This window comes from Pseudomonas phoenicis (assembly GCF_047302395.1).
Lineage (GTDB): Bacteria > Pseudomonadota > Gammaproteobacteria > Pseudomonadales > Pseudomonadaceae > Aquipseudomonas.
Map to the genome: position 1 here is coordinate 269,659 of NZ_CP154852.1, position 24,733 is coordinate 294,391.

Annotated in this window: 26 protein-coding genes; 12 read left to right on the forward strand and 14 right to left on the reverse strand. The window is 64.6% G+C overall.

The genetic code is table 11. The features are described 5' to 3' along the window. Nucleotides 1-188: 188 nt before the first annotated feature. The 5 genes from AA0Z93_RS01360 to flgB all read right to left on the reverse strand — a co-directional run bounded on the left by AA0Z93_RS01360 (nucleotide 189) and on the right by flgB (nucleotide 3,668). Nucleotides 189-380 (reverse strand): hypothetical protein, encoded by a 192-nt coding sequence (locus tag AA0Z93_RS01360; RefSeq protein ID WP_413046729.1) that lies wholly within the window; start codon nucleotides 378-380, stop codon nucleotides 189-191. 376 nt (nucleotides 381-756) lie between these two features. Beyond that, complete coding sequence (flgE, locus tag AA0Z93_RS01365; protein WP_413046728.1) at nucleotides 757-2,076, reverse strand: flagellar hook protein FlgE; 1,320 nt, start codon at nucleotides 2,074-2,076, stop codon at nucleotides 757-759. A 29-nt stretch (nucleotides 2,077-2,105) separates the two neighbouring features. Then, nucleotides 2,106-2,801, reverse strand: coding sequence for a flagellar hook assembly protein FlgD (locus tag AA0Z93_RS01370; protein ID WP_413046727.1), 696 nt, complete (start codon nucleotides 2,799-2,801; stop codon nucleotides 2,106-2,108). Between the two features lie 13 nt (nucleotides 2,802-2,814). Further along, nucleotides 2,815-3,258, reverse strand: coding sequence for a flagellar basal body rod protein FlgC (flgC, locus tag AA0Z93_RS01375; RefSeq protein WP_296264351.1), 444 nt, complete (start codon nucleotides 3,256-3,258; stop codon nucleotides 2,815-2,817). Nucleotides 3,259-3,260: 2 nt separating this feature from the next. Next, nucleotides 3,261-3,668, reverse strand: a complete 408-nt coding sequence (flgB, locus tag AA0Z93_RS01380; RefSeq protein ID WP_413046726.1) for a flagellar basal body rod protein FlgB — start codon at nucleotides 3,666-3,668, stop codon at nucleotides 3,261-3,263. A 76-nt stretch (nucleotides 3,669-3,744) separates the two neighbouring features. On the opposite strand from flgB, the gene AA0Z93_RS01385 reads away from it, so the two are divergent. Beyond that, on the forward strand, nucleotides 3,745-3,897 hold the full coding sequence (locus tag AA0Z93_RS01385; RefSeq protein ID WP_413046725.1) for a hypothetical protein: 153 nt from the start codon (nucleotides 3,745-3,747) through the stop codon (nucleotides 3,895-3,897). A gap of 67 nt (nucleotides 3,898-3,964) precedes the next feature. On the opposite strand, the gene cheR is transcribed toward AA0Z93_RS01385, so the two are convergent. Continuing rightward, entirely contained in the window at nucleotides 3,965-4,792 is an 828-nt protein-coding gene (gene cheR / locus AA0Z93_RS01390; RefSeq protein ID WP_413046723.1) for a protein-glutamate O-methyltransferase CheR, read from the reverse strand. Nucleotides 4,793-4,845: 53 nt separating this feature from the next. Then, nucleotides 4,846-5,775: a chemotaxis protein CheV gene (locus AA0Z93_RS01395; protein ID WP_413046722.1), complete on the reverse strand. Its 930-nt coding sequence runs from the start codon at nucleotides 5,773-5,775 to the stop codon at nucleotides 4,846-4,848. Nucleotides 5,776-5,840: 65 nt separating this feature from the next. Between AA0Z93_RS01395 and flgA the strand changes: the two genes are divergently transcribed. The 4 genes from flgA (at nucleotide 5,841) to AA0Z93_RS01415 (ending at nucleotide 8,569) form a co-directional block, all read left to right on the forward strand. Further along, nucleotides 5,841-6,593, forward strand: coding sequence for a flagellar basal body P-ring formation chaperone FlgA (gene flgA / locus AA0Z93_RS01400; protein ID WP_413046721.1), 753 nt, complete (start codon nucleotides 5,841-5,843; stop codon nucleotides 6,591-6,593). A 199-nt stretch (nucleotides 6,594-6,792) separates the two neighbouring features. Then, on the forward strand, nucleotides 6,793-7,104 hold the full coding sequence (flgM, locus tag AA0Z93_RS01405; protein ID WP_413046720.1) for a flagellar biosynthesis anti-sigma factor FlgM: 312 nt from the start codon (nucleotides 6,793-6,795) through the stop codon (nucleotides 7,102-7,104). A gap of 170 nt (nucleotides 7,105-7,274) precedes the next feature. Beyond that, the gene (locus tag AA0Z93_RS01410) at nucleotides 7,275-7,742 is read left to right on the forward strand and encodes a flagella synthesis protein FlgN (RefSeq protein WP_413046719.1); all 468 of its coding nucleotides are present in this window, start codon (nucleotides 7,275-7,277) and stop codon (nucleotides 7,740-7,742) included. An 83-nt stretch (nucleotides 7,743-7,825) separates the two neighbouring features. Then, complete coding sequence (locus AA0Z93_RS01415) at nucleotides 7,826-8,569, forward strand: flagellar brake protein (RefSeq protein ID WP_413046718.1); 744 nt, start codon at nucleotides 7,826-7,828, stop codon at nucleotides 8,567-8,569. Between the two features lie 619 nt (nucleotides 8,570-9,188). On the opposite strand, the gene AA0Z93_RS01420 is transcribed toward AA0Z93_RS01415, so the two are convergent. Both AA0Z93_RS01420 and bkdR read right to left on the reverse strand, forming a co-directional pair. Then, nucleotides 9,189-10,535, reverse strand: a complete 1,347-nt coding sequence (locus AA0Z93_RS01420; protein ID WP_413046717.1) for an MFS transporter — start codon at nucleotides 10,533-10,535, stop codon at nucleotides 9,189-9,191. Nucleotides 10,536-10,892: 357 nt separating this feature from the next. Further along, nucleotides 10,893-11,378, reverse strand: a complete 486-nt coding sequence (gene bkdR, locus AA0Z93_RS01425) for a Bkd operon transcriptional regulator BkdR (RefSeq protein WP_413046716.1) — start codon at nucleotides 11,376-11,378, stop codon at nucleotides 10,893-10,895. Nucleotides 11,379-11,668: 290 nt separating this feature from the next. On the opposite strand from bkdR, the gene AA0Z93_RS01430 reads away from it, so the two are divergent. Genes AA0Z93_RS01430 through lpdA form a run of 4 tightly spaced genes read left to right on the forward strand, consistent with a single transcriptional unit; the run spans nucleotide 11,669 to nucleotide 16,684 of the window. Beyond that, on the forward strand, nucleotides 11,669-12,901 hold the full coding sequence (locus tag AA0Z93_RS01430) for a 3-methyl-2-oxobutanoate dehydrogenase (2-methylpropanoyl-transferring) subunit alpha (RefSeq protein WP_413046715.1): 1,233 nt from the start codon (nucleotides 11,669-11,671) through the stop codon (nucleotides 12,899-12,901). A gap of 22 nt (nucleotides 12,902-12,923) precedes the next feature. After that, nucleotides 12,924-13,961 (forward strand): alpha-ketoacid dehydrogenase subunit beta, encoded by a 1,038-nt coding sequence (locus AA0Z93_RS01435; RefSeq protein ID WP_413048371.1) that lies wholly within the window; start codon nucleotides 12,924-12,926, stop codon nucleotides 13,959-13,961. Then, nucleotides 13,962-15,302 carry a dihydrolipoamide acetyltransferase family protein gene (locus AA0Z93_RS01440; protein ID WP_413046714.1) on the forward strand — a complete coding sequence of 447 codons (1,341 nt, stop codon included), beginning with the start codon at nucleotides 13,962-13,964 and terminating at the stop codon, nucleotides 15,300-15,302. A gap of 2 nt (nucleotides 15,303-15,304) precedes the next feature. Next, on the forward strand, nucleotides 15,305-16,684 hold the full coding sequence (lpdA, locus tag AA0Z93_RS01445) for a dihydrolipoyl dehydrogenase (protein WP_413046713.1): 1,380 nt from the start codon (nucleotides 15,305-15,307) through the stop codon (nucleotides 16,682-16,684). A gap of 183 nt (nucleotides 16,685-16,867) precedes the next feature. Here the strand turns inward: lpdA and AA0Z93_RS01450 are convergent, their stop codons facing one another. Then, nucleotides 16,868-17,176: a DUF6555 family protein gene (locus AA0Z93_RS01450; protein ID WP_296264376.1), complete on the reverse strand. Its 309-nt coding sequence runs from the start codon at nucleotides 17,174-17,176 to the stop codon at nucleotides 16,868-16,870. 211 nt (nucleotides 17,177-17,387) lie between these two features. On the opposite strand from AA0Z93_RS01450, the gene AA0Z93_RS01455 reads away from it, so the two are divergent. After that, nucleotides 17,388-18,092, forward strand: coding sequence for a GNAT family N-acetyltransferase (locus AA0Z93_RS01455; protein ID WP_413046712.1), 705 nt, complete (start codon nucleotides 17,388-17,390; stop codon nucleotides 18,090-18,092). A gap of 9 nt (nucleotides 18,093-18,101) precedes the next feature. Here AA0Z93_RS01455 and AA0Z93_RS01460 read toward each other — a convergent pair whose 3' ends face one another. Both AA0Z93_RS01460 and AA0Z93_RS01465 read right to left on the reverse strand, forming a co-directional pair. Further along, entirely contained in the window at nucleotides 18,102-19,106 is a 1,005-nt protein-coding gene (locus AA0Z93_RS01460) for a bile acid:sodium symporter family protein (RefSeq protein WP_413046711.1), read from the reverse strand. Nucleotides 19,107-19,242: 136 nt separating this feature from the next. Continuing rightward, nucleotides 19,243-20,430, reverse strand: coding sequence for an MFS transporter (locus tag AA0Z93_RS01465; protein ID WP_413046710.1), 1,188 nt, complete (start codon nucleotides 20,428-20,430; stop codon nucleotides 19,243-19,245). Nucleotides 20,431-20,625: 195 nt separating this feature from the next. Between AA0Z93_RS01465 and AA0Z93_RS01470 the strand changes: the two genes are divergently transcribed. Continuing rightward, the gene (locus AA0Z93_RS01470; protein WP_413046709.1) at nucleotides 20,626-21,318 is read left to right on the forward strand and encodes a DUF421 domain-containing protein; all 693 of its coding nucleotides are present in this window, start codon (nucleotides 20,626-20,628) and stop codon (nucleotides 21,316-21,318) included. Nucleotides 21,319-21,362: 44 nt separating this feature from the next. Here AA0Z93_RS01470 and AA0Z93_RS01475 read toward each other — a convergent pair whose 3' ends face one another. Next, nucleotides 21,363-21,893, reverse strand: coding sequence for a hypothetical protein (locus tag AA0Z93_RS01475; protein WP_413046708.1), 531 nt, complete (start codon nucleotides 21,891-21,893; stop codon nucleotides 21,363-21,365). Between the two features lie 347 nt (nucleotides 21,894-22,240). Between AA0Z93_RS01475 and AA0Z93_RS01480 the strand changes: the two genes are divergently transcribed. Beyond that, nucleotides 22,241-23,215: a LysR substrate-binding domain-containing protein gene (locus tag AA0Z93_RS01480; RefSeq protein ID WP_413046707.1), complete on the forward strand. Its 975-nt coding sequence runs from the start codon at nucleotides 22,241-22,243 to the stop codon at nucleotides 23,213-23,215. Between the two features lie 31 nt (nucleotides 23,216-23,246). Here AA0Z93_RS01480 and AA0Z93_RS01485 read toward each other — a convergent pair whose 3' ends face one another. Then, on the reverse strand, nucleotides 23,247-24,482 hold the full coding sequence (locus AA0Z93_RS01485) for an aromatic ring-hydroxylating oxygenase subunit alpha (protein WP_413046706.1): 1,236 nt from the start codon (nucleotides 24,480-24,482) through the stop codon (nucleotides 23,247-23,249). Nucleotides 24,483-24,733 lie beyond the last annotated feature (251 nt).

Consider the following 24,733-nt stretch of genomic DNA (forward strand, 5'->3'; position numbering starts at 1 on the left):
GAAGGGAATTGCCGGGAGGGGCGGTTGTCTGGCACCGAGCGGTGGGGGTCAGGTATGGGGGGGCCGGGTCATGGCGCTGGAGGCATGAGGTTCATGGCTCAGTGTCTATGGCTCGGTGCTTACAGTGTGCCGACAGATGCTTTGTACCTTGGGGCTCCGCCGCCGCCTGCCATGCAACGATCGCAACGCTACTGCGCGCGGCAACCCGCATTGTTGAACGGGCCGGCGTGCCAGATCCAACCGTCGCCGGGTTTGTGCTGGCTGCACATGTAGCGGCCGGTGAGTTTGCTTTGCCAGAGGGAGAACGGCGCGGGGGCGGCCTGTACCCAGGTGTGGGCCAGGAGCAGGAGGAGCGCGGTAAGCGTCAGACGTTTGGACATGGTGTGGAGCTCAGGTTGGTGTCTGTCTGAGGGAGGCGTTATTGGCAGCTACCAGGGCTGCGCCCTGGATCGCGGCTGAAGCCGCTCCCACACGGGTGCGATTTGCTGAAGCCGCTCCCACACGGGTGCGGTTTACTACAGAGGCGACTTCGTTGCCGAAGCGGCTTACTGTGGGAGCGGCTTACTGTCTGTGGGAGCGGCTTACTGTAGGAGCGGCTTCAGCCGCGATGGCCGGCACCGCCGGCCTGATCCAGCCCCCGCGATCCACCAGGAAAGCGTGTCGCCCGGACGAGCCGGGACGACGCGTGCGGCCCCGCAATCAGGCCACGCGCCTCACCCACCCATCAGGCCGCGCGCCTCACCCCTCACCCACCCATCAGGTCATCTGGATAATCGTCTGCAAGACGGTGCTTTCGGTCGAGATCGTCTTGGCGTTGGCCTGGTAGTTGCTCTGCGCCTTGATCAGGTTGACCAGTTCACCGGTCAAGTCGACGTTGGAGTCTTCCAGCGAGCCGCCGGCGATCTTGCCGAAGGTGCCGGTGTCCGGCTCGCCGACCACCGCCACGCCCGAATTGTACGACTCGCGCCATGCCGTGCCGCCGACGGGGGTCAGCCCCTGCATGTTGGCGAAGGTGGCGACAGCGACCTGGCCGATGACCTTGTCGCGACCGTTGGTGAAGTTGGCGAACAGGTTGCCGCTCTGATCCACCGTCAAGCCGGTCAGCTCACCAGTGGAGTAGCCATCCTGGTCCTTGGCGGTGGTCGCCGAGGCCGCGTTGTACTGGGTGGTGGCGAGCATGTCCAGGCCGACGCCGCCGTCATTGGCGACGGCACCGTTGCTGGCCCAGGCGCCGGCAGCGTTCTTCGCGGCCGGTACCCAGTTGTCCATCTTGAACGTCTTGTCGGTGGCGATGCTCATGCCGCCCGCGACCGCACCTGCGGTCATCGAAGCGGTGTCGAGCGAGCCGTCGGACTTGAACGGCAGGGTGTTGACCAGCGGCGTGGTGTTGGTCGGGTCGGCCGGGTTGCGGCCGTTGACCGTGGTGTACATGGTCCAGGCATTGTTGGCCGTGTCGCGCACGAAGTACTGGTTCAACTGGTGCAGGTTGCCCTGGCTGTCGTACAGGTCGGTGTTGAACGTGTAGTTGTAGGTCTTGACGTCGGATGGGTCGAACGGCGTGAGCGCGGGCGCGGCTTGCGTGGAATTGAGGTTCAGGGTTTCGCTGACTTTCGACGTGGCACGCGGAGCGAGGTTACCGGTGTCGATCTTCAGGTCGGTCAGCGCACCACGCACGATCTGGCCGTTGGCATCGACCGGGTAGCCCTGCAGGGTCGCGCCGGAGGCGTTGACCACCTTGCCTTCCTTGTCGCTGTAGAAAGCGCCGGCACGGGTATAGATGCGCGAACCGTTGTCGCTCATGGCGAAGAAGCCGTCACCGTCGATGGCCAGGTCCAGGCTCTTGCCGGTACCGACGATGTTGCCGGTGGTGAACTGCTGCGACACCGCATCGGTGCGCACGCCGCTGCCGACCTGGGTACGGCCGCTGGTGCCACGTACGGAAGAAGCGTACTGGTCGGCGAACTCGGCACGCGAGGCCTTGAAGCCGGTGGTGGCGGAGTTGGCGATGTTGTTACCGGTGACGTTGAGGGCCTTGTTGGCCGCGTACAGCCCGCTCAGTCCAATATTGAAAGACATTTACTCACTCCTGCCGACGGGGTCGGCCCTCAGATTCCGATCATTTGTACTTTCGACAGGGCAACGCTGCCCATCCCTGCCAGGTTCAACATCATTTCGCTGCCGTTCACACCCGTGGTGACGCTGTTGACCTTGGCCGGCAAGTTGGTGGTCATGGCCGTGGCCGTGCCCTTGATGTCGGCGGTGGCCTTGAAGCTGTACACACCCGACGCCACGGCCTGGCCGGCATCGTCCAGACCGTCCCAGGTGAAGTCGGCCAGGCCGCTGGCCTTGCTGCCCAGGTCGATGCTGCGTACCACATCGCCCTTGTCGTTGTAGACGTCGACCTTCACCGAGGTGCTGGAGCCGGTGACGTTGACCGAGCCGGTCAGCGACTGGCCGGCCTCGACGCTGGCCTTGTCGGTCTGCACCACCACGTTGCGCCCCACCAAAGAGGAGGCCTGCAAAGCGGTGGACGACTGGAAGCCCTGGAGAATGCTGTTCACGGAGCTGTTGAGCGTCTGCATGCCCTCCAGGCTGCTGAACTGCGCCAGCTGCGCCACGAACTCGCCGTTCTCCTGCGGATCGAGCGGGTTCTGGTTCTGCATCTGCGTGGCCAGCAGCTTGAGGAACGCGTCCTTGCCCAGCGCGCTGCCGGCAGCGCCGGTGCTGCTGTTGGTGCTGTCGGTGCTCTTTTGCAGCGATGTCAGGTAAGCCGAGCCGGTAGCGGCGGTCGTGGTTGTCATGTCGATATCCCGATTACTGACCCAGCGTCAGCACTTTCTGCATCATGGTCTTGGCCGTGTTCATCAACTCGGCGTTGGTTTGGAACGAGCGGCTGGCCGAAATCATGTCGGCCATCTCCTGCACCACGTTGACGTTGGGGTAGTAGACGTAGCCGTCCTTGTTCGCCGCCGGGTGGTTGGGCTCGTAGCGGGCCTGCAACTCGCTCTGGTCTTCGACAATGCCGCTGACCTGCACGCCCTGCCCGGCCTGGCCCTGGTCTTCGAACAAGGATTGCCCGGCGCCGCTTTGCGCCTGCTCGAAGGTGGTGGCGAACACCGGATGGCGCGCGCGGTAGGTCTGGTCGATGCTCGAGGATACGGTTTCGGCGTTGGCGATGTTCGAAGCCACGGTGTTGAGGCGCGTGTTCTGCGCGCTCATGCCGCTACCGGCGATGTTGAAGACGTTGGCAAGGGACATGGTCACTCTCCGCGCAGGGCCGACACCAGCCCTTTGAATTTGTTGTTGAGCAGGGTGAAGCTGGCCTGGAAGTCGAGGGCGTTCTGCGCGTAGTTGGATTGCTCGACCTGAGCGTCGACGGTGTTCTGGTCGATCGACGGCTGGGTCGGAATCCGGTATTTGAGCGAATCGTCGGCGCTGGCCAGGCCTTCGGCCTCAATGTGGCGGCCGTTGGTGCGGTTCAGGGCAATGCCGCCGCTGTTCTGCTTGTTGGCCTCGGCCGCCAGCACCGAGGAGAAGTCCAGGTCGCGCGCCTTGTAGTTGGGGGTGTCGGCGTTGGTGATGTTGTTGGCCAGCACCTCGGCGCGCTGGGCACGGAAATTCATCGCCTGCTGGTGGATGCCGAGCGCTTTGTCGAAGTTGATGCTCATGTCTGGAACCTGCGCGGGTTGACCGAAGATCGTTTGAGGCTGAGATAGCAAGGGTTGTGCCAGATCGGCAAAAGCCTTGAAGCACCTGGGTTCGATGCCAGAAGCGGGCAAACCGCTGGAAGTGAAAGCGGCAAAGCGCTGCCGGCTTGGCGGCAAACAGCGGCAAATCGGGGAGGATCGCAGCGGGAAAATCAATTTTTTGACGGGCGCCGATGCGCCGGCGTGCTGACGGTTAAATGCGCACAAACGCAAAGGCCAGCGTACGGGACGCTGGCCTTGGGGTCATGAAGCGTAGGCTACTTGGCCTGGTAGATGATGCCTGGGCTGCACTGCACCATCTGGTAATGGTCCGGCAGGCCGTTGAGCGCTTCCGAAGCGCCGAGGAACAGATAGCCGCCCGGCTTCAAGGTGCTGTGGATACGCATGAGGATGTCCTTCTTCACCTGGGCGGAGAAGTAGATCAGCACGTTGCGGCAGAACACCACGTCGAACTTGCCCAGCGCCGCATAGCTGTCGAGCAAGTTGAACGAGCGGAACTCCACACGGCTGCGGATCGCCGGCTTGACCGCATAGCGCCCTGCCCCCTTGCTGTCGAAATAGCGCTGCAAACGCTCGGGCGACAAACCGCGGGCGATCGCCAGGCTGTCGTACTCGCCGGTGCGACAGTTGTTGAGCATCAGGCTGGAGAGGTCGGTGGCGACGATCTGCGCGCCCATCTTCAACTGGCCGAGGTTGCTGCGCTCGAACTCATCGAGGGTCATCGACAGCGAGTACGGCTCCTGCCCCGACGAACAGGCCGCCGACCAGATGCGCAGGCGTTGGCCGGGATTGTTCTTGATGAACTCGGGGATGACCCGGTTCTTCATCACCTCGAAGGGATAGGTGTCGCGAAACCACAGGGTTTCGTTGGTGGTCATGGCGTCGACCACCTGCTCGCGCAAGCCGCTGCGCGGTTGGGTCTGGATGCGTTGCACCAACTCGCTGAGCGACTTGATGCCCTGCTGCTCCATCAGTTTGTTGAGGCGGCTGGAGACCAGGTATTGCTTGTTGTCGCCCAACAAGATGCCACAGGCTTTTTCCAGGAAAACCCTGAATTGCTCGAAATCGGTAGTAGCCGTAGACACTGTCGCCGCCTCATTCTCAATCTTTGACGCCGGGGGCCAGGCCCCCAGCCGTTTCAGTGCGTCGCCTTGATCCGGTCGACGACCCGCTGGGCGAGGTCGTCGGGCCTGAACTTGGCGAGGAAATCGTCCGCACCGACCTTCTTCACCATCGCCTGGTTGAACACGCCGGATAGCGAAGTATGCAGGACGATGTGCAGTTTTTGCATGCGCGGATCGCTGCGGATGGCGGCGGTCAGCGTATAGCCGTCCATTTCCGGCATTTCGATGTCGGAGATCATCATCAGGAATTCCTCTTCCGGATGCTTGCCCTCGTCGAGCATCTTGTGCAGGTAGTCCAGCGCCTGGCGGCCGTCGTTGAGCGCGATCACTTCCACGCCCACCGTCTGCAGGCAGCGGCTGACCTGCTTGCGCGCCACCGACGAATCGTCGACGGTGAGCACCCGCAGCATCACGGCCTTGTCCTGCACGTCGGCGTCGATCACGCCTTCCGACACCGCTTCGGACGTCGGCGCCACTTCGGCCAGCACCTTTTCCACGTCGATGATCTCGACCATCTTGTTGTCCACCCGGGTCACGGCGGTCAGGTAATGGTCGCGACCGGTACCGCGGGGTGGCGGATGGATCTCTTCCCAGTTCATGTTGACGATGCGTTCCACCGAATGCACGAGGAAGCCCTGGGTCTTGGTGTTGTACTCGGTGATGATCACGAAGCTGTTGCACAGCTCTTCTTGCAGACCCGGCAGGCCCGTGGCCATCGACAGGTCAAGGATGGGGATGGTGGCGCCGCGGATGTTGGCAACGCCACGCACCACCGGATGCGATTTGGGCAACAGCGTCAAAGGCGGGCATTGCAGCACCTCGCGCACCTTGAACACGTTGATCCCGTAAAGCTGTGCGCCGTTGAGGCGAAACAGCAGCAGCTCGAGACGATTCTGCCCAACCAGCTGCGTACGCTGGTTGACCGAATCCATTACACCCGCCATGCCCGACTCCTTCACACCTGATGCCCTGATACCAAGTCGGCACGGGCTTTGCTTTTTTGAGCGTCATGCCTATGAAAACGACAAATTTCCGACGACTGACGCAACTGCTGAGCACCTTGCTGGCGGCTCTGTGCCTGTGGGCACCCGGCGCCAGGGTGCTGGCGCAGGCGTTTACCTCGCCTGAACAACTTATCGGCGTGACGCAGGGTTTTCTTGAGTTCAAGGTCGAGGATTATCTTGCGACCACGCAAACCCCCGGACGCTACGAGGTCGCGGTGAACCCGCTCGACCCGCGCTTGCGCATGCCCGAATGCAGCCAGGCGTTGGACGCGTCGCTGGAAAGCCCGGCAACCCCCATGGGTCGCGTCACCGTGCGCGTGAGCTGCGCCGGCAGTGGCCCATGGACGGTGTTCGTGCCGGCCACGGTCAAGCTGTTCCGCGACGTGGTGGTGATGGTACGCCCGCTCAAGCGCGAAAGCGTTGTAGGCGAAGGTGACGTCGCCTTGCGCGAGCGCGATGTCGGCGGCCTCGGCCAGGGCTTCATCACCGAGCTGGACCAGGTGGTGGGCATGAAACTGCTGCGGCCCACCGTGCTCGACCAGGTATTGACGCCGCAGCATCTGGAACAGGCCGAGCTGATCCGCAAAGGCGACCACGTGGTGATCATCGCACGCAGCGGCACCTTGAGCGTGCGCATGCCAGGCGAAGCCTTGAGCAAGGGCGGCCTGGCCGAACAGATCCGCGTGCGCAACCTCAATTCCAAACGGGTGATCAAGGCGCGGGTGACGGCGCCGGGGCAGGTCGAAGTGGCGATGTGAGTGGCGGCGTGAAGGCGCTATCGGACCGATGGGGACGAGGTCGAGGCCAATAGGCTGGCGCTGGCCTGGGGCCTTTCTTAAACTGTGCGGCACCGCACACCGTGGGTCCGCCGATGGGCGGCCGTGCACGGGTGCCTAAAGTTTTTCCAGGGGTGGCCGAAAACAAGGCAAGCGTCCATATCCCCAGAGGTTTTCGATCATGGTCATTGATTTCAATCGTTTGAACAATCCGCCGGCCGTGGCCGGTGGAACCCGCAGTAGCGCCGCCACCGGCCCTGCCGAAAAACCAGCGGTCGCCGGCCAGGCCAAGACCAGCAGCGCCAGCGGCGAAGCGGTCCATCTCAGCCAGGAGGCGCAGCAGTTGAAGACCATTACCGACAAGCTGCGCGACCAGCCCGTCGTGGACAGCGCGCGGGTAGCGCAGCTCAAGCAGTCCATCGCCGATGGCAGCTACCAGGTCGATGCGGGCCGTGTCGCCAGCAAAATGCTCGATCTCGAGAACCAGCGTTGAGTCCACTCCGCTGACTCGAAGGGCACGGCCTGTGCTTCACTTGGCCTGAGCTGCGTTCGACGGCTTGGGCATGCGGCGACGCGAACGCATCACCGGCACAAGCAGAGCCGACGGTGCCGCACGCGCATGCAGCAGATTCGAGCGAGACCGATTTCATACAGGGCCCAGCCATGCACGACACCACCATGCTGCACCTCATCGAAGACGACATCGCCCCCGCCCAGGAACTGCTCGAACTGTTGCGGGGCGAGGCCGTAGCCTTGCATGGGCGCGACATGGCCGTGCTGGAGACGATCCTGGCACGCAAGCAGTCGCTGATCGTGCTGCTCGAACAGCATGGCCGCCGTCGCACGCAACTGCTCGCCGAGCTGGGTCTGTCGGCCGATCGCCAGGGCGTACAAGCGTTGGCCGCACAATCGGCCCAAGGCGAAGCGATGCTGCAACGTCTGGATCTGCTCGGCGAACTGCTCGATGCCTGCCAGGAGGTCAACCAGACCAATGGCCGGATCATCCAGGTGCAGCAGCACATCACCAGCAATCAAGTGCGCATCCTCATGGGCGGCGACTCGCCTTCCCTGTACGACAGCCGCGGCGGTACCTCGCCCATGGCCCGACGCCGGCCGCTCAGCCAGGTGTGATCAGCCCTCTATCAAGCTGCCCTCCATACTGGCAAAATGCCGCGACCTGGATGTGACGCTTTTTGCCTGGAGATTGTTAACCCGTGTTCAATGACGCCGATGCTCCACAGCCGCCCAAAGTGCTGGCCACCCCTTTGGAGATCAACGCCAACCTGCGCCAACTGCTCGATAGCCACGACCCGCTGATCATCACCTTTCCGGAGCGCGACCAGCGCTTCCAGAGCTATGTGGTGCACGTCGACAAGGACAGCGATGTGCTGGCGCTCGACGAGTTGATGCCCCGCGACGGCGAGCGCTACATCGAGAACGGCGAGCCGTTCCGCGTCGAGGGCTTCCATGACGGCGTGCGTGTGGCCTGGGAGTGCAACCACCCTCTGACCATCACCGAGATCGACGGCCACCGTTGCTACCGTGGGCCCCTGCCTAGCGAAATCACCTACCACCAGCGCCGCAACGCCTTCCGCGCCGCGTTGAAGCTGTCGCAGCTGGTGGATGTCGTGCTCGATGGCAGGCACCTGCGTGGCGAAGGACCGCTGCGCGGCAAGCTGCTGGACATTTCCGCCACCGGCTGCAAGCTGCGCTTCGAGGGCGATGTGGAAAGCCGTCTGCAGCTCGGTCAGGTGTACGAGCGCATGAAAGCCGGCGCTCCGCTGGGCTTGAGCGAGACGATGGTGGAACTGCGCCATCTGCATTTCGAAGAGCGCATCAACACCACCTTTGCCGGCGTGCGCTTCCACAACCTCAGCGGCCAGGGCCAGCGCCGGGTGGAGAGTTTCGTGTACCAACTGCAGCGCGAGGCGCGGCGGTTCGACAAAGACGACTACTGAGTCCGGTTCGCAGAGGGCGCTGCCTGGACAGGCGCAGCGCCGCCTCCCCTGTTGGGGCGGCCGGTTCGGCGCTCCGATCAGTCGCGATGGCCGGCAACGCTGTCCCAAGGCTGAAATTGCGGTATTGCCAGTGTCAGGTTCCGCCTTCAATTAGCGCGGCTTCGCCGCCCATCGCGGCTTAAGCCGCTCCAACAGAGAACGCGTGCTCTCGGCAATGCATTCACCTGTCGGAGCGACTCCAGTCGCGGTGACCAGCAACGCCACCTTCACGTTGGAGCGACTCCAGTCGCGATGGCCGGCAACGCCACCTTCACTGTAGGAGCGACTTCAGTCGCGATGGCCGGCAACGCCGGCCCAATGGCGCTGACCCAAATTACCCAAGATTGATGCGGTGCCTAGGTTGGAGCCGCAACGGGCGGTAACGCTGCCCCGGGTCAGACGCCATGCTCTGTCTGTCGATGGGTATGGTGGTCATTGGGCCGGCGGTGCCGGCCATCGCGGCTCAAGCCGCTCCCACAGATCAGTGCACTCCTGGGGCGTACGCGCACCTTGAAGCGAGCCGCCGACTCACCCGTGCCCCAGGCTCAGTCGTTCCCTGCAAGCCTCTTTATCTCTCCCTTCAGGGTTTACCAGCGACTTCTTCCTCCACGCCCTGCGCTTCCTGCGCCTGCTCTGCAACCTCTTCCTCCTCGGTATCCTCCGCCGCCACCGGCGCCTGCATCACATCCTGCACCGTCTGTTCGTCGACCCGCGGGTCGAGCGCCGCCGACAGCGGCGAACTGGTGGCCGGCATCGCCACGTGGCTGAGCGGCGCATCTTCGACCTGATGCAACCCGGTGACCGCTTGCGGCCGAATGCGCCACACTAGCACCAGAGCGAAGAAGGCGAAGAAGGCATAGAGCATCTGCGTCCCGAACAGCTTGATCAGCACGCCTGCGGCCAACGGCCCGATGCTGGCGCCGACGCCGTAGGTCACCAGCAACATGGCCGTCAGCGACACGCGGCGTTCGCTTTCCACATGGTCGTTGGAGAACGCGACCGCCAGTGGATACAAGCCGAACTGCAGCAACGAGATCAAGAAACCCATGCCGAAGAGGATCTCCAGCGGCACCGCCGGGAAGATCGCCAAGGGCAACGCCGCCACCGCCAGGCCCACCGCCACGCTGCGGATCAGCACGGCGCGGTCGTAGCGGTCGGACAGCCAGCCCAGCGGCCATTGCACCACCAGCCCGGCGAAGATGCAGCAACCCATGAACAGACCGATTTGCTCGGTGCTCAGGCCCTGGCTGCTGGCGTACAACGGCGCCAGGCCGTAGAACGCACCGACGATCAGCCCGGCGCCGAGCACGGTCGACAACGACTGCGGCACACGTTTGATGAAGAACAGCGGATCCATCGGCGCCGGGCGCAAGGGCGCCGGGTGGATGCGCCGGGTCATGGCCACCGGCACCAGGCACAGGGCGAAGCACATGGCGACCAGCATCAGCAGCTCCAGGCCCAGTTGCGGGTGCACCACCAGAATCAGCTGGCCGAGCACCAGGCCCAGGTAGGAAGCGATCATGTAGCAACTGAACACCGCGCCGCGCTGCTTGGCGTCGGCCTGTTCGTTGAGCCAGCTCTCCAGCACCATGTACTGGCACATCATGCCAAGGCCCACCACTACCCGCAGCCCGACCCAGGCCGGCAGCCAGTCGGTCAGGCCATGGCCGAGCACGGCGGCGCCGACGATACCGGCACAAGTAGCGTAGGCACGGATGTGGCCGACCCGGGCGATGAGCCGGTGGCCCACCTTGCCGCCCAGGGCCAGGCCGAAATAGTTGGCCGCCATCAGCGCACCGGCCCACAGGCTGTCTGCCTGGTCGGCCGCCAGGCGCAGCGCCAGATAGGTGCTGAGCAGGCCCGAGCCGATCAACATCATCAGCGCGGCGAAGTACAACGAGCGGAAAGACTTCCAGATATGGCGCATACGTCCCGGGCGGGCTCCCTGGTCAGGTGGAGTACAGCTGGCAAGCTTAAACCCGCTTTCCCACTCCGCCCCAGGAAAAGGTGCCAAGGCGGCGCGGCGAGTCAAGATGTTGTCGTAGTCGGGCCGGTCGGGCCCGCAGTGCGCCTGCACCAGCCGGATGCGGGGCATGAAGCGCTCGGCAAGCGGGGCTGGGCAGCGGCACAGCGTTCGATGAACAGCGGAGCCGACAGTTCCCGGGAAGCCAGGGCAAGTCGAGAGCAAGCAGGACATTCGTTTCGGTAGCAGCTCCAGGAGCGGGCCTGAGCGAACCCGGTCCCATAGCTGCCGGTCAGGATGGCGCCTCCTTGGCCTCCCCCCTCACTCGCGCAAGGTCAGCCCATTGGCCGGCAGCGGCAGCGCGGTTTTATAGCGCACCTGCTTCAGGGCGAAGCTGGAGCGGATGTTCGCCACCCCCGGCAGCCGCGTCAGATAGTCGAGAAAGCGCTCCAGGGCCTGGATGCTCGGCAGCAGCACGCGCAGCAGGTAGTCCGGATCGCCGGTCATCAGGTAGCACTCCATCACTTCGGCGCGTTCGGCGATGGCGTCCTCGAAGCCGTGCAGCGACTGTTCCACCTGCTTTTCCAGGCTCACGTGGATGAACACGTTGACGTCCAGCCCGAGCACTTGCGGTGACAGCAAGGTCACCTGCCGACGGATCACCCCCGATTCCTCCATGGCCCGTACCCGGTTGAAACAGGGCGTGGGCGAGAGGTTCACCGAACGGGCCAGATCGGCGTTGGTGATGCGGGCGTCTTCCTGGAGGCTGTTGAGAATGCCGATATCGGTGCGATCGAGTTTGCGCATGAGACAAATTCACCGGTTTTTTATGGTTGTGCAGAATCTTTATCTCCGCCGTCGCTGAAAGGCAACGAACATCAGAGAAATATTCTCCGGCCAGCCTTCTACCCTATTAGCAAGACGGATCGGCCCGCCAAACCGTAATCCTGTTCGTTCAGTTGTGGGAGCGACTTCAGTCGCGCTGGGCTGCAACGCAGCCCCAACCAGCTCGACCGAACAGCACCACGCCAGGACTGCGCCCCTTCGCCCCCGCTTTTCAGCTCACAACAACAATGACCCGAGCGAGCGTAACCCGCATGAACGACTACGCCCCCCTGCGCCTGCACGTGCCCGAGCCCACCGGCCGGCCGGGCTGCCAGACCGATTTCTCCTATCTGCACCTGAGCGATGCTGGCCAGGTGCGCAAGCCGCCCATCGACGTCGAAGCCGCCGACACCGCCGACCTGTGTACGGGCCTGGTGCGCGTGCTCGACGGCCAGGGCAACGCCGTCGGCCCCTGGGCCGAGGACATCGACCCGCAGGTGTTGCGCCGCGGCATGCGGGCGATGCTCAAGACGCGCCTGTTCGACAGCCGCATGGTGGTCGCCCAACGGCAGAAGAAGATGTCGTTCTACATGCAGAGCCTGGGCGAGGAAGCCATCGGCAGCGCCCAGGCCCTGGCGCTCGACCGCAGCGACATGTGCTTTCCCACCTACCGCCAGCAGAGCATCCTCATGGCCCGCGAGGTGTCGCTGGTGGAGATGATCTGCCAACTGCTGTCCAACGAGCGCGACCCGCTCAAGGGCCGCCAGTTGCCCATCATGTATTCGGTGCGCGAAGCCGGCTTCTTCACCATCAGCGGCAACCTCGCCACGCAATTCGTCCAGGCCGTGGGCTGGGCCATGGCCTCGGCGATCAAGGGCGACACCAAGATCGCTTCGGCCTGGATCGGCGACGGCGCCACCGCCGAGTCGGACTTCCACAACGCTCTGACCTTCGCCCACGTCTACCGCGCGCCGGTGATCCTCAACGTGGTCAACAACCAATGGGCGATTTCCACCTTCCAGGCCATCGCCGGTGGCGAAGCCAGCACCTTCGCCGGGCGTGGCGTGGGCTGCGGCATCGCCTCGCTGCGCGTCGACGGCAACGATTTCATCGCGGTCTACGCCGCTTCACGCTGGGCCGCCGAGCGCGCCCGGCGCGGCCTGGGGCCGAGCCTGATCGAATGGGTGACCTACCGCGCCGGCCCGCACTCGACTTCGGACGATCCGTCCAAGTACCGCCCTGCCGACGACTGGAGCCATTTCCCCTTGGGCGACCCGATCGCCCGGCTCAAGCAGCACCTGATCGCCAGCGGCCACTGGAGCGAAGAGGAACATGCCGCCGTCAGTGCCGAGCTGGAAGCCGAGATCCTCGCCGCACAGAAACAGGCCGAGCAGCACGGCACCCTCGCCAACGGCCACATCCCCAGTGCCGCCTCGATGTTCGAGGACGTGTACAAGGACATGCCCGATCACCTGCGCCGTCAGCGCCAGCAACTGGGGGTCTGAGATGAACGACCAGACAAGCGTCATGCACACCGACACCGCACAAGCGACCGCCACCATGACCATGATCCAGGCCCTGCGCTCGGCGATGGACGTCATGCTCGGGCGCAACGACGACGTGGTCATCTACGGCCAGGACGTCGGCTATTTCGGCGGCGTGTTCCGCTGCACCGAAGGCCTGCAACGCAAGTACGGCACCTCGCGGGTGTTCGACGCGCCCATTTCCGAATGTGGCATCGTCGGTACCGCCGTGGGCATGGGCGCCTATGGCCTGCGCCCGGTGGTGGAAATCCAGTTCGCCGACTACGTGTACCCGGCCTACGACCAGATCGTGTCGGAGATGGCCCGCCTGCGCTATCGCTCGGCCGGCGAGTTCATCTCGCCGTTGACCCTGCGCATGCCCTGCGGCGGTGGCATCTACGGCGGCCAGACCCATAGCCAGAGCCCGGAAGCGACCTTCACCCAGGTCTGCGGCCTGCGCACGGTGATGCCGTCCAACCCCTACGACGCCAAGGGCCTGCTGATCGCCTCGATCGAGTGCGACGACCCGGTGATCTTTCTCGAACCCAAGCGCCTGTACAACGGGCCCTTCGACGGCCACCACGACCGCCCGGTGACGCCCTGGTCGCAACATCCGCAAAGCGCGGTGCCCGAAGGCTATTACCGAGTGCCGCTGGACAAGGCGGTGATCACCCGGCCGGGCAACGACGTCACCGTGCTGACCTATGGCACCACGGTGTACGTGGCCCAGGTGGCCGCCGAGGAAACCGGCGTCGACGCCGAAGTGATCGACCTGCGCAGCCTGTGGCCGCTGGACCTGGACACCATCGTCGCCTCGGTGAAGAAGACCGGGCGCTGTGTGGTGGTGCACGAAGCCACGCGCACCTGTGGCTTCGGCGCCGAGCTGATCGCCCTCGTGCAGGAGCACTGCTTCCATCACCTGGAGGCGCCCATCGAGCGCGTCACCGGTTGGGACACCCCTTACCCGCACGCCCAGGAATGGGCCTATTTCCCCGGTCCGTCCCGGGTGGGCGCGGCATTGAAACAGGTCATGGAGGTCTGAATGGGCACGCACGTCATCAAGATGCCGGACATCGGCGAGGGCATCGCCCAGGTCGAGCTGGTCGAGTGGTTCGTCAAGGTCGGCGATGTGATCGGCGAAGACCAGGTGGTGGCCGACGTCATGACCGACAAGGCCACAGTGGAAATTCCGTCGCCGGTCAGCGGTACCGTGCTTGCCCTGGGTGGGCAGCCGGGTGAAGTCATGGCCGTGGGCAGTGAGCTGATTCGCATCGAGGTCGAGGGTAACGGCAACCATACCGAAGCGGCGGCGCAGGCCGCCAGGCCGGCGGCAGGCGATACCCCACAACGGCCCGAGCCGACGGTGCCCGAAGCCAAGGCAGCGCCCACCCCTGCGTCGGCGGCACCTGCCGATACCGATTCGCTACGGCCTGCCAAAGCCGATGCCACGGCCGTTGCCCATTCAGCCTCTGCCCACCGGCCTGCCGCGCCTGTAGTGCCGCGCCAGCCCGGCGACAAACCCCTGGCCTCCCCTGCGGTGCGCAAGCGCGCGCTGGATGCCGGTATCGAACTGCGTTATGTGCACGGCAGCGGCCCGGCCGGGCGCATCCTGCACGAAGACCTCGACGCCTTCCTCCAGGCACCGCAACGCAGCGAGCCGGCGTCGGCCGGCCAGGCCACACGCACCGACAGCGAGCAGATCCCGGTCATCGGCCTGCGCCGCAAGATCGCCCAGCGCATGCAGGACGCCAAGCGCCGCGTGGCCCATTTCAGCTATATCGAAGAGGTCGACGTCACCCAGCTCGAAGCCCTGCGCCAGCAACTCAATCGTCAGCATGGCGAACAGCGCGGCAAGCTGACCCTGCTGCCGTTCCTGGTGCGCGCCTTGGTGGTGGCGCTGCGCGACTTCCCGCAGATCAACGCCACCTACGACGACGAAGCGCAACTGATCACCCGCCATGGCGCCGTGCACGTGGGCATCGCCACCCAGGGCGACAACGGCCTGATGGTGCCGGTGCTGCGCCATGCCGAAGCCGCAGGGCTATGGCACAACGCCCGCGAGATCACCCGCCTGGCCCAGGCCGCGCGCGGCAACAAAGCCACGCGTGAAGAGCTGTCGGGTTCGACCATCACCTTGACCAGCCTCGGGGCGCTGGGCGGCATCGCCAGTACGCCGGTGGTCAACACCCCCGAAGTGGCCATCGTCGGCGTCAACCGCATGGTCGAGCGGCCGGTGGTGGTCGAGGGTCAGATCGTGGTGCGCAAGATGATGAACCTGTCCAGTTCGTTCGACCATCGCGTGGTCGACGGCATGGACGCCGCCTTGTTCATCCAGGCCGTGCGCGGCCTGCTCGAACAACCCGCCTGCCTGTTCGTGGAGTGAGCATGCCCGAGACTTTGAACACCACACTGCTGATCCTCGGCGGCGGCCCCGGTGGCTACATCGCCGCCATCCGCGCCGGGCAACTGGGCATTCCTACGGTGCTGGTCGAGGGCCAGGCCCTGGGCGGCACCTGCCTGAACGTAGGCTGCATCCCATCCAAGGCGCTGATCCATGTGGCCGAACAGTTCCACCAGGCCGGCAAGCGCGCCACCGACGCCAGCCTGGGCATCAGCACCAGCGCACCGCGCCTGGACATCGGCCGCAGCGTGGCGTGGAAGGATGGCATCGTCGACCGTCTCACCACGGGCGTGGCCGGCCTGCTGAAAAAGCATCGGGTCACGGTGGTGCACGGCTGGGCGCAGATCTTCGACGGCAAGACCGTACAGGTCGGCGAGCAACGCATCCGCTGCGAACACCTGTTGCTGGCCACCGGTTCCACCAGTGTCGAATTGCCGATGCTGCCGCTGGGCGGTGCGGTGGTGTCCTCCACCGAGGCGTTGTCGCCGCAGACACTGCCTCAGCACCTGGTGGTGGTCGGCGGCGGCTATATCGGGCTGGAGCTGGGCATCGCCTACCGCAAGCTCGGCGCGCGGGTCAGCGTGGTGGAAGCGCGCGAGCGCGTGCTGCCCAGCTACGACGCCGAGCTGACCGCGCCGGTGCTGGAGGCCATGAAGGCGCTGGGCATCGAGCTCTACCTGGGTCACCGTGTCGAAGGCCACGATGACGAAGGCCTGCACGTGCGCACGCCCGAAGGCGAGACGTTGTGCCTGGGCTGCGACCGGGTGCTGGTGGCGGCCGGTCGGCGCCCGCGCAGCGCGGGCTTCAATCTGGAGGCGTTGCAACTGACCATGGACGGCGCGGCGGTCAAGGTCGACGAGCGCTGCCAGACCAGCATGCGCAACGTCTGGGCCATCGGCGACCTCACGGGCGAGCCGATGCTGGCGCACCGGGCCATGGCCCAGGGCGAGATGGTCGCAGAATTGGTCGCCGGCCACGCCCGGCGCTTCCACCCGGCTGCCATTGCGGCGGTATGTTTCACCGACCCGGAACTGGTGGTCGCCGGCCTCACCCCCGAGCAGGCCCGTGAGCAAGGCCTCGATTGCCTGGTGGCGCAGTTCCCCTTCGCCGCCAACGGACGGGCCATGACCCTGGAAAGCCGCAGCGGCTTCGTGCGCGTGGTGGCGCGCCGCGACAACCATTTGATCCTGGGCTGGCAGGCAGTGGGTGTGGGGGTTTCCGAGCTGTCCACGGCCTTTGCCCAGTCGTTGGAAATGGGCGCGTGCCTGGAGGATGTGGCGGGCACCATCCATGCCCACCCGACGCTGGGCGAGGCGGTGCAGGAAGCGGCGTTGAAGGCGCTGGGGCGAGCGCTGCATATCTAGCGGCGTGTTCGGCACGGGCGCATCGCTCGGCATGGACAAGCCCTGCATGCGGTGTTGGTACGGGTTTGGGAGTTTTGGAGGTGCCAGCGCTGTGCGAACAAAACGTCAGCGACTACCGGAACTGCTCCCTACACAACGACGAAGGCCATCTGCGCGCTTACCCGGAGATGGCCTTCGTACCCTTCACGCGCCCGTCGTACAGCGCTGCGACGCGGAATCACCCATGCCCTTGAGGTCGATCGGCGGCGCGACGAATTCCGGGCCCTGCCCGGCCAGACGCCACTTCACCTCGGTGATGCCGTAACGCTCGGCCATGGGCCGGCTGACCCGCTTGATCTGGTGCTGACCGAACCGGGGAATGATCCCCACTCCTGCATCACAACTGGCCCAATGCCAAGCTTGGGCATTGTCCATGCGCTCCAGACGGATGATGAACGTGCGCGGCTGCGCGTGAAGCGCATACTCGATTACATAAAGCTGCTGACCTGCCATTTCGGCCTCCCAAATCGTCACATGGTTATGGGAGCGGTGGGCTGCGGGAAAGATTCATTCCAATTGGCGGCTGTTTGCACAGCGTCTGCCATGCGCCATCCAGCCCGCATCGATGCAGGCGATTGGTGCCCCGCAAACACGGGGCAATGGCTCTTCCACCCGGCCATCGACGCGCTACAGTGCAAGCACCCTCAGTGCAGGAATTTCCACCATGACCCGCCTCAACGAGTACGCCCAACCCATCGGCCCGGCGATTGCCGACTGCTCTCCACGCCCGCGCCCGACCGCCGTCACCCTGGTCGGCCGCCATTGCCGTCTGCAGCCGCTCGATGCTGCGCTGCACGCCGCCGACCTGTACGCCGCCTATGCCGCCGCCAGCGACGCGCGGCATTGGACGTATCTGCCCGTCGGCCCTTTCGACACCCTGGCGCAGTACCAGGCCCATGCCGAAGCCGCCGCGCGCAGCAGCGACCCGCTGCACTTCGCAGTGATCGACCTGGCCAGCGGCAAGGCGGTGGGCACCCTGGCGCTGATGCGCATCGATCCGGCCAATGGGGTGATCGAGGTGGGGCACGTGATTTTTTCGCCGGCGCTGCAACAATCGGCGCTGTCGACCGAAGCGCAGTTCCTGCTGATGGCCTATGCCTTCGACACACTCGGCTACCGGCGTTACGAATGGAAGTGCGACGACCTCAACCTGCCGTCGCGGCGGGCGGCCGAGCGGCTGGGGTTCGTCTACGAGGGTACGTTCCGTCAGGCGGTGCTGTACAAAAGTCGCAGCCGCGACACGGCCTGGTACGCGATCATCGACAGCCAATGGCCGGCACTCAAGGCGGCGTTCGGCGCCTGGCTGGCGCCGAGCAACTTCGACGAACAGGGTCGCCAGCGTCAGCCGTTGAGCGCGTTCAAAGGCTGAGGGCGATCCTCACTCGGCGGCCTTGGCCGCCTCGGCCGTCGCCAGTGGCGCTTCCGGGCGACGGGCATAGCGTTGCGCCAAGGCGGCGCAGACCATCAGCTGAATCTGATGGAACAGCATCAGCGGCAGGATCAGCAGGCCGATGGTGCTGCCGGCGAACAGCACCTGGGCCATCGGCACACCCGTGGCGAGGCTTTTCTTGGAACCGCAAAACAGGATGGTGATACGGTCCTCGACGCTGAAGCCCAATACCCGACCGAGCAGCGCCGTCACGCCCAGCGAAAGCGCCAGCAGCACGCAGCAGCCCAGCACCAGCCAGCCGAGCAGCAGCGGTGGCACTTGCTGCCAGAGGCCGCCGATCACCGCCGCGCTGAAGGCCGAATACACCACCAGCAGGATCGAGCCTTGGTCGACCACCTTCAGCCAGTTGCGGTTGCGCCCTACCCACCCGCCGATCCAGCGCCGCGCGATCTGCCCGGCCACGAAGGGCACCAGCAGTTGCAGGCTGATCTTGCGGATCGCCTCGAGCGTCGAGCCGCTGTCGCCGTGCACCCCCATCAGCAAAGTGACCAGCAGCGGAGTGATGAAGATGCCGATCAGGCTCGACGCCGCCGCGCTGCAGATCGCCGCCGGCACGTTGCCGCGGGCCAGCGAAGTGAAGGCGATGGCCGACTGCACCGTGGCCGGCAACGTGCACAGGTAGAGAAAGCCCATGTACAGATCCTTGCCCACCAGCGGCAGCAGCAGCGGGCGCAGCGCCAGACCGAGCAAGGGGAACAGCACGAAGGTGCAGACGAACACCAGCCCATGCAGACGCCAGTGCCCGGCCCCGGCCAGAATCGCCTCGCGCGACAGCTTGGCGCCATGCAGGAAGAACAGCAGACCGATGGCGATGTTGGTGATCCAGTCGAAGGCCACCGCCACCTGACCTGCGGCCGGCAACAGGGTCGCGGTCAGCACCACGGCGACCAGCATGAGGGTGAAGTTGTCGGGCAGGAAACGCGAGCGGGCCATGGAAGGACATCCTGTTGTTGACGGAATTACCTGCGTGCGAGCGCCAGCGCGGCGGCCCGAACGCAGGAGCGGACGATACACGTACAGCCATGGCCGGTGAAAGTAACCGAATGTCTGCGCACGGCCCGGCCTGAGGCTAGACGCAGGGTTTGGCCAGGGTCACCGGCGCACGCGCGAGCCAAGGACGCACCACGCTCAGCAGGCCAACCGCCGCCATGGCCGCACCCACCCACAACGGCGCACGCAGGCCGAAACCGGCGTCGATGGATTCGCCGCCCGCCCAACTGCCCAACGCCAGGCCGGCGGTGATCACCGAGGTGTGCAGGGCATTGACCAGCGCGCCGGGCTCGGCCGCCTTCATCACCCGTGCCACCATCGCCGGGTTCAGCGCCACGCCGGTCAGGCCGATGGCCAGGAAGCAGGTCAGGTTCAGCCACACCACTTGCCCGGCCATGGCAAAGCCGGCCATCGCCGCCACCAACAGTACCAGCCCCCAGCCCAAGGCGGCGAAGGTGTGCCGGTCGGCGACGCGCCCCACGATCATGTTGCCGAGCAGGTTGGCCACGCCATACAGCGCCAGCAGCGGCGCCACGTGGCTGGGCAGTACGCCGACCTCTTCGATCAGGATCGGCGTGATGTAGCTGAAGCCGGCGAAGGTCGCGCCGATGATCAGACCGCTGGTGAGGTAGGCGCCCCACAGGCTCGGGTTGCTCAATGCCGCCCACTGCCGGGACAGCGGCGGTTGCCGGTCGGCAGGGTCCTGTTTCAGGCAGGTCGCCACCAGCAGCGTGCACAGCAGCGACAGCAGCACGATCGCCCAGGCGCTGGCGCGCCAGCCGAAGCTGTGCTCGACCAGATTGATCATCGGCACGCCGGCCACTGGCGACATCATCAACCCCGCCAGCACGATGGCGATCGCCCGCCCGCGCTGCGCAGCAGGCACCAGGCCGGCGCAAAGGGTCATGCACAGGCCCAGACAGGCCGAACTGGTGACGCCCATCAACACACGCGCCAGCAGCAGCACCGAATAGTCGGTGGCCACCGCCCCCAAGGCCCCGGCCAGTACGTACACCGCCAACAGCCCCAGCAGCGCACGCTTGTTGCTGACGCCACGGGCGATCAGCAGCATGGTCACCGGCGGGCCGCCCAGGGCCATGCCCAAGGCGTAGAAGGCGATCAGATTGCCGACCTGGGCCAGGCTCACGGAAAATTCCGCGGCCAAGGCCGGCATGATGCCGGCGACCATGAATTCGGCGGTGACCAGGGAGAAGATCGTCAACCCCAGTAGGTAGACGGCAGCGGGGATCGAAGCACGGTCGGTCATGGTGGTCTCGAGCAAAAAACGGGGGCGATACCCTAGGCAGGTTTGACCTGTTGGTCAAATCTTGTGGGATGAAAGGTGCCGTGCAAGGGGGTGAGCGCCTTGCTGCCGCAGGCTCCAAGGCGCGTCGGCCCATGAACTCGCCGCACGCCAGGCGGTCAATCGAGCACTCAACGGCCAGGCCCAAGGAAGACCTTCATGATCGCCTTCGACACACAGAGAATGCTGATGGGCGAGTTGCCGCTGACGTTCCTGTGGGAAGTGTCGGGCCGCGTACTGGTCGCCTTCCTGGCCGTGTTCGGCTTTCTCAAGTTCAGCGGCCGTCGTGGCATCAAGCAACTGTCGCGCTTCGAGCTGGTGGTCATCCTCACGCTGGGCTCGGCCGCCGGCGACGTCACGTTCTATGAAGATGTGCCCATCCTGCCCGTGCTGTTGGTGTTCGTGACGCTGCTGTTGCTGTACCGCGGCACGATCTACGCCATGAAACGCAGCAAGCGGTGCGAGGCATGGATCGACGGGTTGCCCATCACCGTGGTCAAGGACGGCATGTACGAAATCCACTCGTTGCGCAACCTGAACATTTCTTCGAACGAGCTGTTCATGGAACTGCGCCAGCAAGGCGTCGAGCACCTGGGCCAGGTTCGGTTGGGGCTGCTGGAGACCGACGGCGACTTGAGCCTGTATTTCTATGACCTGGAGGATACGCGGGCGGGTCTGTCGGTCCTGCCGGACGAGCATCGCGCCGAATACGTATCGCCTCCGGTGGCTGGCCTGTACAGCTGCGTGAGCTGTGGCTTCGGGGTGTATCACGAGCCGCAGGAGAAGATCGTCTGCGAGCGTTGCGGGCATCACGTCTGGTCACCGGCGCTGGATACGCCGCGCAACCGGTAAGCCGCAGACACGGCTATGCGGCCATGGAGCTGGGTGCAAGCCCCTCACCAGCCCAGTTTGTCCGCGAACAACGGGCGATAGCCGGTGGCGATCTGCGCCGGTACCTGTTGGATATAGTCGCGCGCATGGGCCTGGGTATTCGCTTCGAGGTCGTTGAGGTAGGTGATGGCCTGCACTGCCGTGGGAATACGGCTCTCGATGTTCAGGTAGCGCGGCGGCAGCGCGGTCCAGATCACCGCATCTAGACCCTGGCGCAATGCCCAGCGATTGAGACCGTCGACACCGTCGTCCTGGTGCACCAGCAAGGTGCCCACACCATCATGGCGACCGGCAGGTATGGCCTCGCGTTTCGCCAATTGCGCACATGCTTCTTCGAGCGACGACGTCGCCAACCGGGCCCACAACACATCGACGCAGGTGGCGCCTAGGCAGATGGCGGTGGACAGCTCGCCCCCATCGGCTACCCGGCAGAACTCCACAGGCACCGCAGGTCCGTCGGCATGCCATTGGCCGGCGAGTTGCAAGTCGCCAGGCTTCCAGATCAACGAGCCCCATGCCAGACAACCGATCTTCATCGTAATCACCTCTCTCCGACCCTCTGGCGATCAGTCTCGAAGGGGACTCGAGGCTGACGGGTCGCTTATGTGTTCTTCGTCTATACGTAGAACTTGGAGGTTGGCTCGGGCGGAGACGTTCCATGCACAGAAGCACGGGACATTTCGCATCTCCACGCCTCACTCACTTGCGGCAGCGTGCACCAGGCCCGAGTCAGCTCGCCCGAAGCGGCCCGATCCGAAGCAACCGCGCTGTAGCCCGAATCAGGAAAAACTGTTAACACTCATTGCCAAAACGGGCGAAGGCGCTTCAGTACCGCCCCTGCTGCAAACGCCGGCAGCCAACCCACCTGCGGATGAGTCTTTTCATGAAGCACCTCGAGCCCGTCAAAGGCTACCGACGCATCATTCCCTCGATGACGGCGTTGCTGCAGTTCGAAGCGGTTGCGCGATTACGCAGTTTCACCCTGGCCGGCGACGAACTCGGCGTTTCCCAGGCTGCGGTCAGCAAGCAGATCAAAGCGCTGGAAGACACGCTTGGCTTGCAGCTGTTTCAACGCGCCCATCGCCGCATCCACCTGACCGAAGCCGGCGAGACGCTGTTCGCCATCGTTTCCGGGTCGTTGCAGAACATCGCCAGCGGCTTCGATCAGCTGATGGAAGGCCACGAGCGCGAAGATGTGGTGCTCGCCTCCACCGCACCCGTGTCGCAACTGCGCATCATGCCGCGCCTGGGCCAGTTGGCCGACGTCCTGCCGCACGTGCGGTTGCGCCTGGCCACGCAGATGTTCACGGGAGATCTGAAAACGCCCAATTACGATATGGAGATTCGCTTCGGCCATGGTCACTGGGCCGATGGCCAGTCGATCGCCTTGTTCGAGGAAGAGGTGTTTCCGGTGTGCTCACGCGCCTGGTTGGCACGCAACCCGCTCCCTACCGACTTGGCGGAGCTGGCAGGGGCGGGCTTGCTGGAATCCGACTCGACCTCCGAGGGTTGGCTGACCTGGTCGGGTTGGTTCAAGGAACTGGGCGCCACAGTAGGCAAGCTGAACATCAACTTGCGTTGCACGCTGTACACCGATGTGATCAATGCAGCAGTGGGCGGCTACGGCGTCGCCCTGGGCTGGGGGCGGTTGGTGGATCACCTGATTGAAAGCGGCGAGTTGGTGCGGCTCGAGCCTTCGCTGGTCAAACCCCGTCAGTCCTACTACCTGGTCATTCCCAGAGGCCGGGACGTCACGCCCACCGTGACAGCCATCGTGCAGTGGTTGCAAGGCCATGCGATCGCTCGGTCGCTGCCGAGCGGCATGGGCATGCATGACCTCGCTGCCTCGGCCCGATGAGGTCAGCGACGCCCTTGGGCCACTGCGGCATTCAACTCACCGACTTGAACGCCGGCCTCCCGGAGAGACGGTCCAGCATCGTCGCGCAATACCAATCGTCGAATTGGCACACACCGTTTTCGGCGTTTTCGGAGAACGGTCCTGGTTCGTACGCAGGTGACGACACACCCGCCTGAGTGCCCTCGACCAGGCGGCGATCCTGATCGTTGGTGGCCAGCCAGACTTTGGTCAGGCGATCCAGATCGTAGTCCACACCTTCCACTGCCGAGGCAGGCACCAGCCATTTGGTGGTGACCAGCGTTTCCCCGGGACCGATGGGCAACACCCGGAAACTCAAGGCGTGGTCGCCCAGGAAGTGATTCCAGGTAGAGGGATAGTTGAAGTACAACAGCGCACCGATGTCCGCTTCTGCGCTTGCGTCCAGGCGGCCGGCGACCGCGGGTTTGCCGTCCATGGTGTAGCTCACCGCCCCTGCTGACAGCGGAATGCGCGTCATGCGGAAACGCCCGTGCGGGTCCATGTTCAGGCGGCTGGGCATGCCGGCGGCTTCGCAACGGTCCCAGTGCGCCACCAGCTGCGGATCGTCCTCGCCGCCCACCCCCGCCACCGACAGGTTTTCGACGAAGGAATTGAGCAGTTCCGGATGCGTGCCGTCGCAGTGGTAGCACTCGCGGTTGTTTTCGAACACCAGCTTCCAGTTGCCCTTCTCGATCAAGTTCGATTCGAACGCCACTTTGCAGTCGTCGAGCCGGTGCGCAGCGATGAACGGGGTCACAGCGGCGCGGAAACTCGAAAAATCCGACGCCTTTTCGGCCACGCAGACATAGATGTACGTCTCTACGATCTGCAGGTGGACCGATTTCAATGCGTAGTTGGCGCGATCGAATTCACTGCCCATATTGCCCGCGTAGAGAAGATTGCCGTCAAGTTCGAACGTCCACTTGTGATAGGGGCAGACCAGCTTGGCCACCTTACCGCTGGCGTGCTCGCAGACTTTCGCCCCGCGATGGCGGCAGGCATTGTGGAACGCCCGCACCTCGCCGTCCTTGCCACGCACCACGGCCACCGGATAGTCGCCGATCTGCAAGGTGAAGTACTGGCCGGCCTTGGGGATTTCGAAGGTGTGCCCGGCGAAGATCCAGTCCTTGTGCCAGATCTGCTCGAGGTCCAGGCGGTAGACGTCGGGGTCGAAATAAAGCGCGCGGGGCAAGACGTGGCGGGGTTTGCGTTGTTGGATCAGGGCTGTGACGGGGTCGATGCTGTTCATTATTATCCTCCGGACAGTCGGGCCATTGCGGGCCGCTACCGATGACGTGGGGGGTTATTGTTGTTTTATGCGCACCTTTTGGGGTCGTATGGCGTTCGAAGTGCGTAGGTCAACGCATTCAGGATCGGTAACACACGAAGCCAGTGCTGCATGCCGCTCGATATGTAAGCTGTGCAACTTCGGCATGGTTTCAAACAGCTTGCGATTGGTGACACGGATATCTAGCCATACATCACAACTCAGTGCTGATA

Excerpts from the sequence above, each read along its gene's own strand:
- AA0Z93_RS01430 (WP_413046715.1), top strand. The coding sequence starts at position 11,669 with ATGAACGACTACGCCCCCCTGCGCCTGCACGTGCCCGAGCCCACCGGC.
- AA0Z93_RS01485 (WP_413046706.1), bottom strand. The coding sequence starts at position 24,482 with ATGAACAGCATCGACCCCGTCACAGCCCTGATCCAACAACGCAAACCC.
- AA0Z93_RS01455 (WP_413046712.1), top strand. The coding sequence starts at position 17,388 with ATGACCCGCCTCAACGAGTACGCCCAACCCATCGGCCCGGCGATTGCC.
- AA0Z93_RS01440 (WP_413046714.1), top strand. The coding sequence starts at position 13,962 with ATGGGCACGCACGTCATCAAGATGCCGGACATCGGCGAGGGCATCGCC.
- flgE (WP_413046728.1), bottom strand. The coding sequence starts at position 2,076 with ATGTCTTTCAATATTGGACTGAGCGGGCTGTACGCGGCCAACAAGGCC.
- AA0Z93_RS01475 (WP_413046708.1), bottom strand. The coding sequence starts at position 21,893 with ATGAAGATCGGTTGTCTGGCATGGGGCTCGTTGATCTGGAAGCCTGGC.
- AA0Z93_RS01420 (WP_413046717.1), bottom strand. The coding sequence starts at position 10,535 with ATGCGCCATATCTGGAAGTCTTTCCGCTCGTTGTACTTCGCCGCGCTG.
- AA0Z93_RS01480 (WP_413046707.1), top strand. The coding sequence starts at position 22,241 with ATGAAGCACCTCGAGCCCGTCAAAGGCTACCGACGCATCATTCCCTCG.
- lpdA (WP_413046713.1), top strand. The coding sequence starts at position 15,305 with ATGCCCGAGACTTTGAACACCACACTGCTGATCCTCGGCGGCGGCCCC.
- flgA (WP_413046721.1), top strand. The coding sequence starts at position 5,841 with ATGCCTATGAAAACGACAAATTTCCGACGACTGACGCAACTGCTGAGC.
- flgC (WP_296264351.1), bottom strand. The coding sequence starts at position 3,258 with ATGTCCCTTGCCAACGTCTTCAACATCGCCGGTAGCGGCATGAGCGCG.
- AA0Z93_RS01435 (WP_413048371.1), top strand. The coding sequence starts at position 12,924 with ATGCACACCGACACCGCACAAGCGACCGCCACCATGACCATGATCCAG.
- flgM (WP_413046720.1), top strand. The coding sequence starts at position 6,793 with ATGGTCATTGATTTCAATCGTTTGAACAATCCGCCGGCCGTGGCCGGT.
- AA0Z93_RS01395 (WP_413046722.1), bottom strand. The coding sequence starts at position 5,775 with ATGGCGGGTGTAATGGATTCGGTCAACCAGCGTACGCAGCTGGTTGGG.
- flgB (WP_413046726.1), bottom strand. The coding sequence starts at position 3,668 with ATGAGCATCAACTTCGACAAAGCGCTCGGCATCCACCAGCAGGCGATG.
- AA0Z93_RS01370 (WP_413046727.1), bottom strand. The coding sequence starts at position 2,801 with ATGACAACCACGACCGCCGCTACCGGCTCGGCTTACCTGACATCGCTG.
- AA0Z93_RS01450 (WP_296264376.1), bottom strand. The coding sequence starts at position 17,176 with ATGGCAGGTCAGCAGCTTTATGTAATCGAGTATGCGCTTCACGCGCAG.
- AA0Z93_RS01470 (WP_413046709.1), top strand. The coding sequence starts at position 20,626 with ATGATCGCCTTCGACACACAGAGAATGCTGATGGGCGAGTTGCCGCTG.
- AA0Z93_RS01410 (WP_413046719.1), top strand. The coding sequence starts at position 7,275 with ATGCACGACACCACCATGCTGCACCTCATCGAAGACGACATCGCCCCC.
- AA0Z93_RS01465 (WP_413046710.1), bottom strand. The coding sequence starts at position 20,430 with ATGACCGACCGTGCTTCGATCCCCGCTGCCGTCTACCTACTGGGGTTG.
- AA0Z93_RS01360 (WP_413046729.1), bottom strand. The coding sequence starts at position 380 with ATGTCCAAACGTCTGACGCTTACCGCGCTCCTCCTGCTCCTGGCCCAC.
- bkdR (WP_413046716.1), bottom strand. The coding sequence starts at position 11,378 with ATGCGCAAACTCGATCGCACCGATATCGGCATTCTCAACAGCCTCCAG.
- AA0Z93_RS01460 (WP_413046711.1), bottom strand. The coding sequence starts at position 19,106 with ATGGCCCGCTCGCGTTTCCTGCCCGACAACTTCACCCTCATGCTGGTC.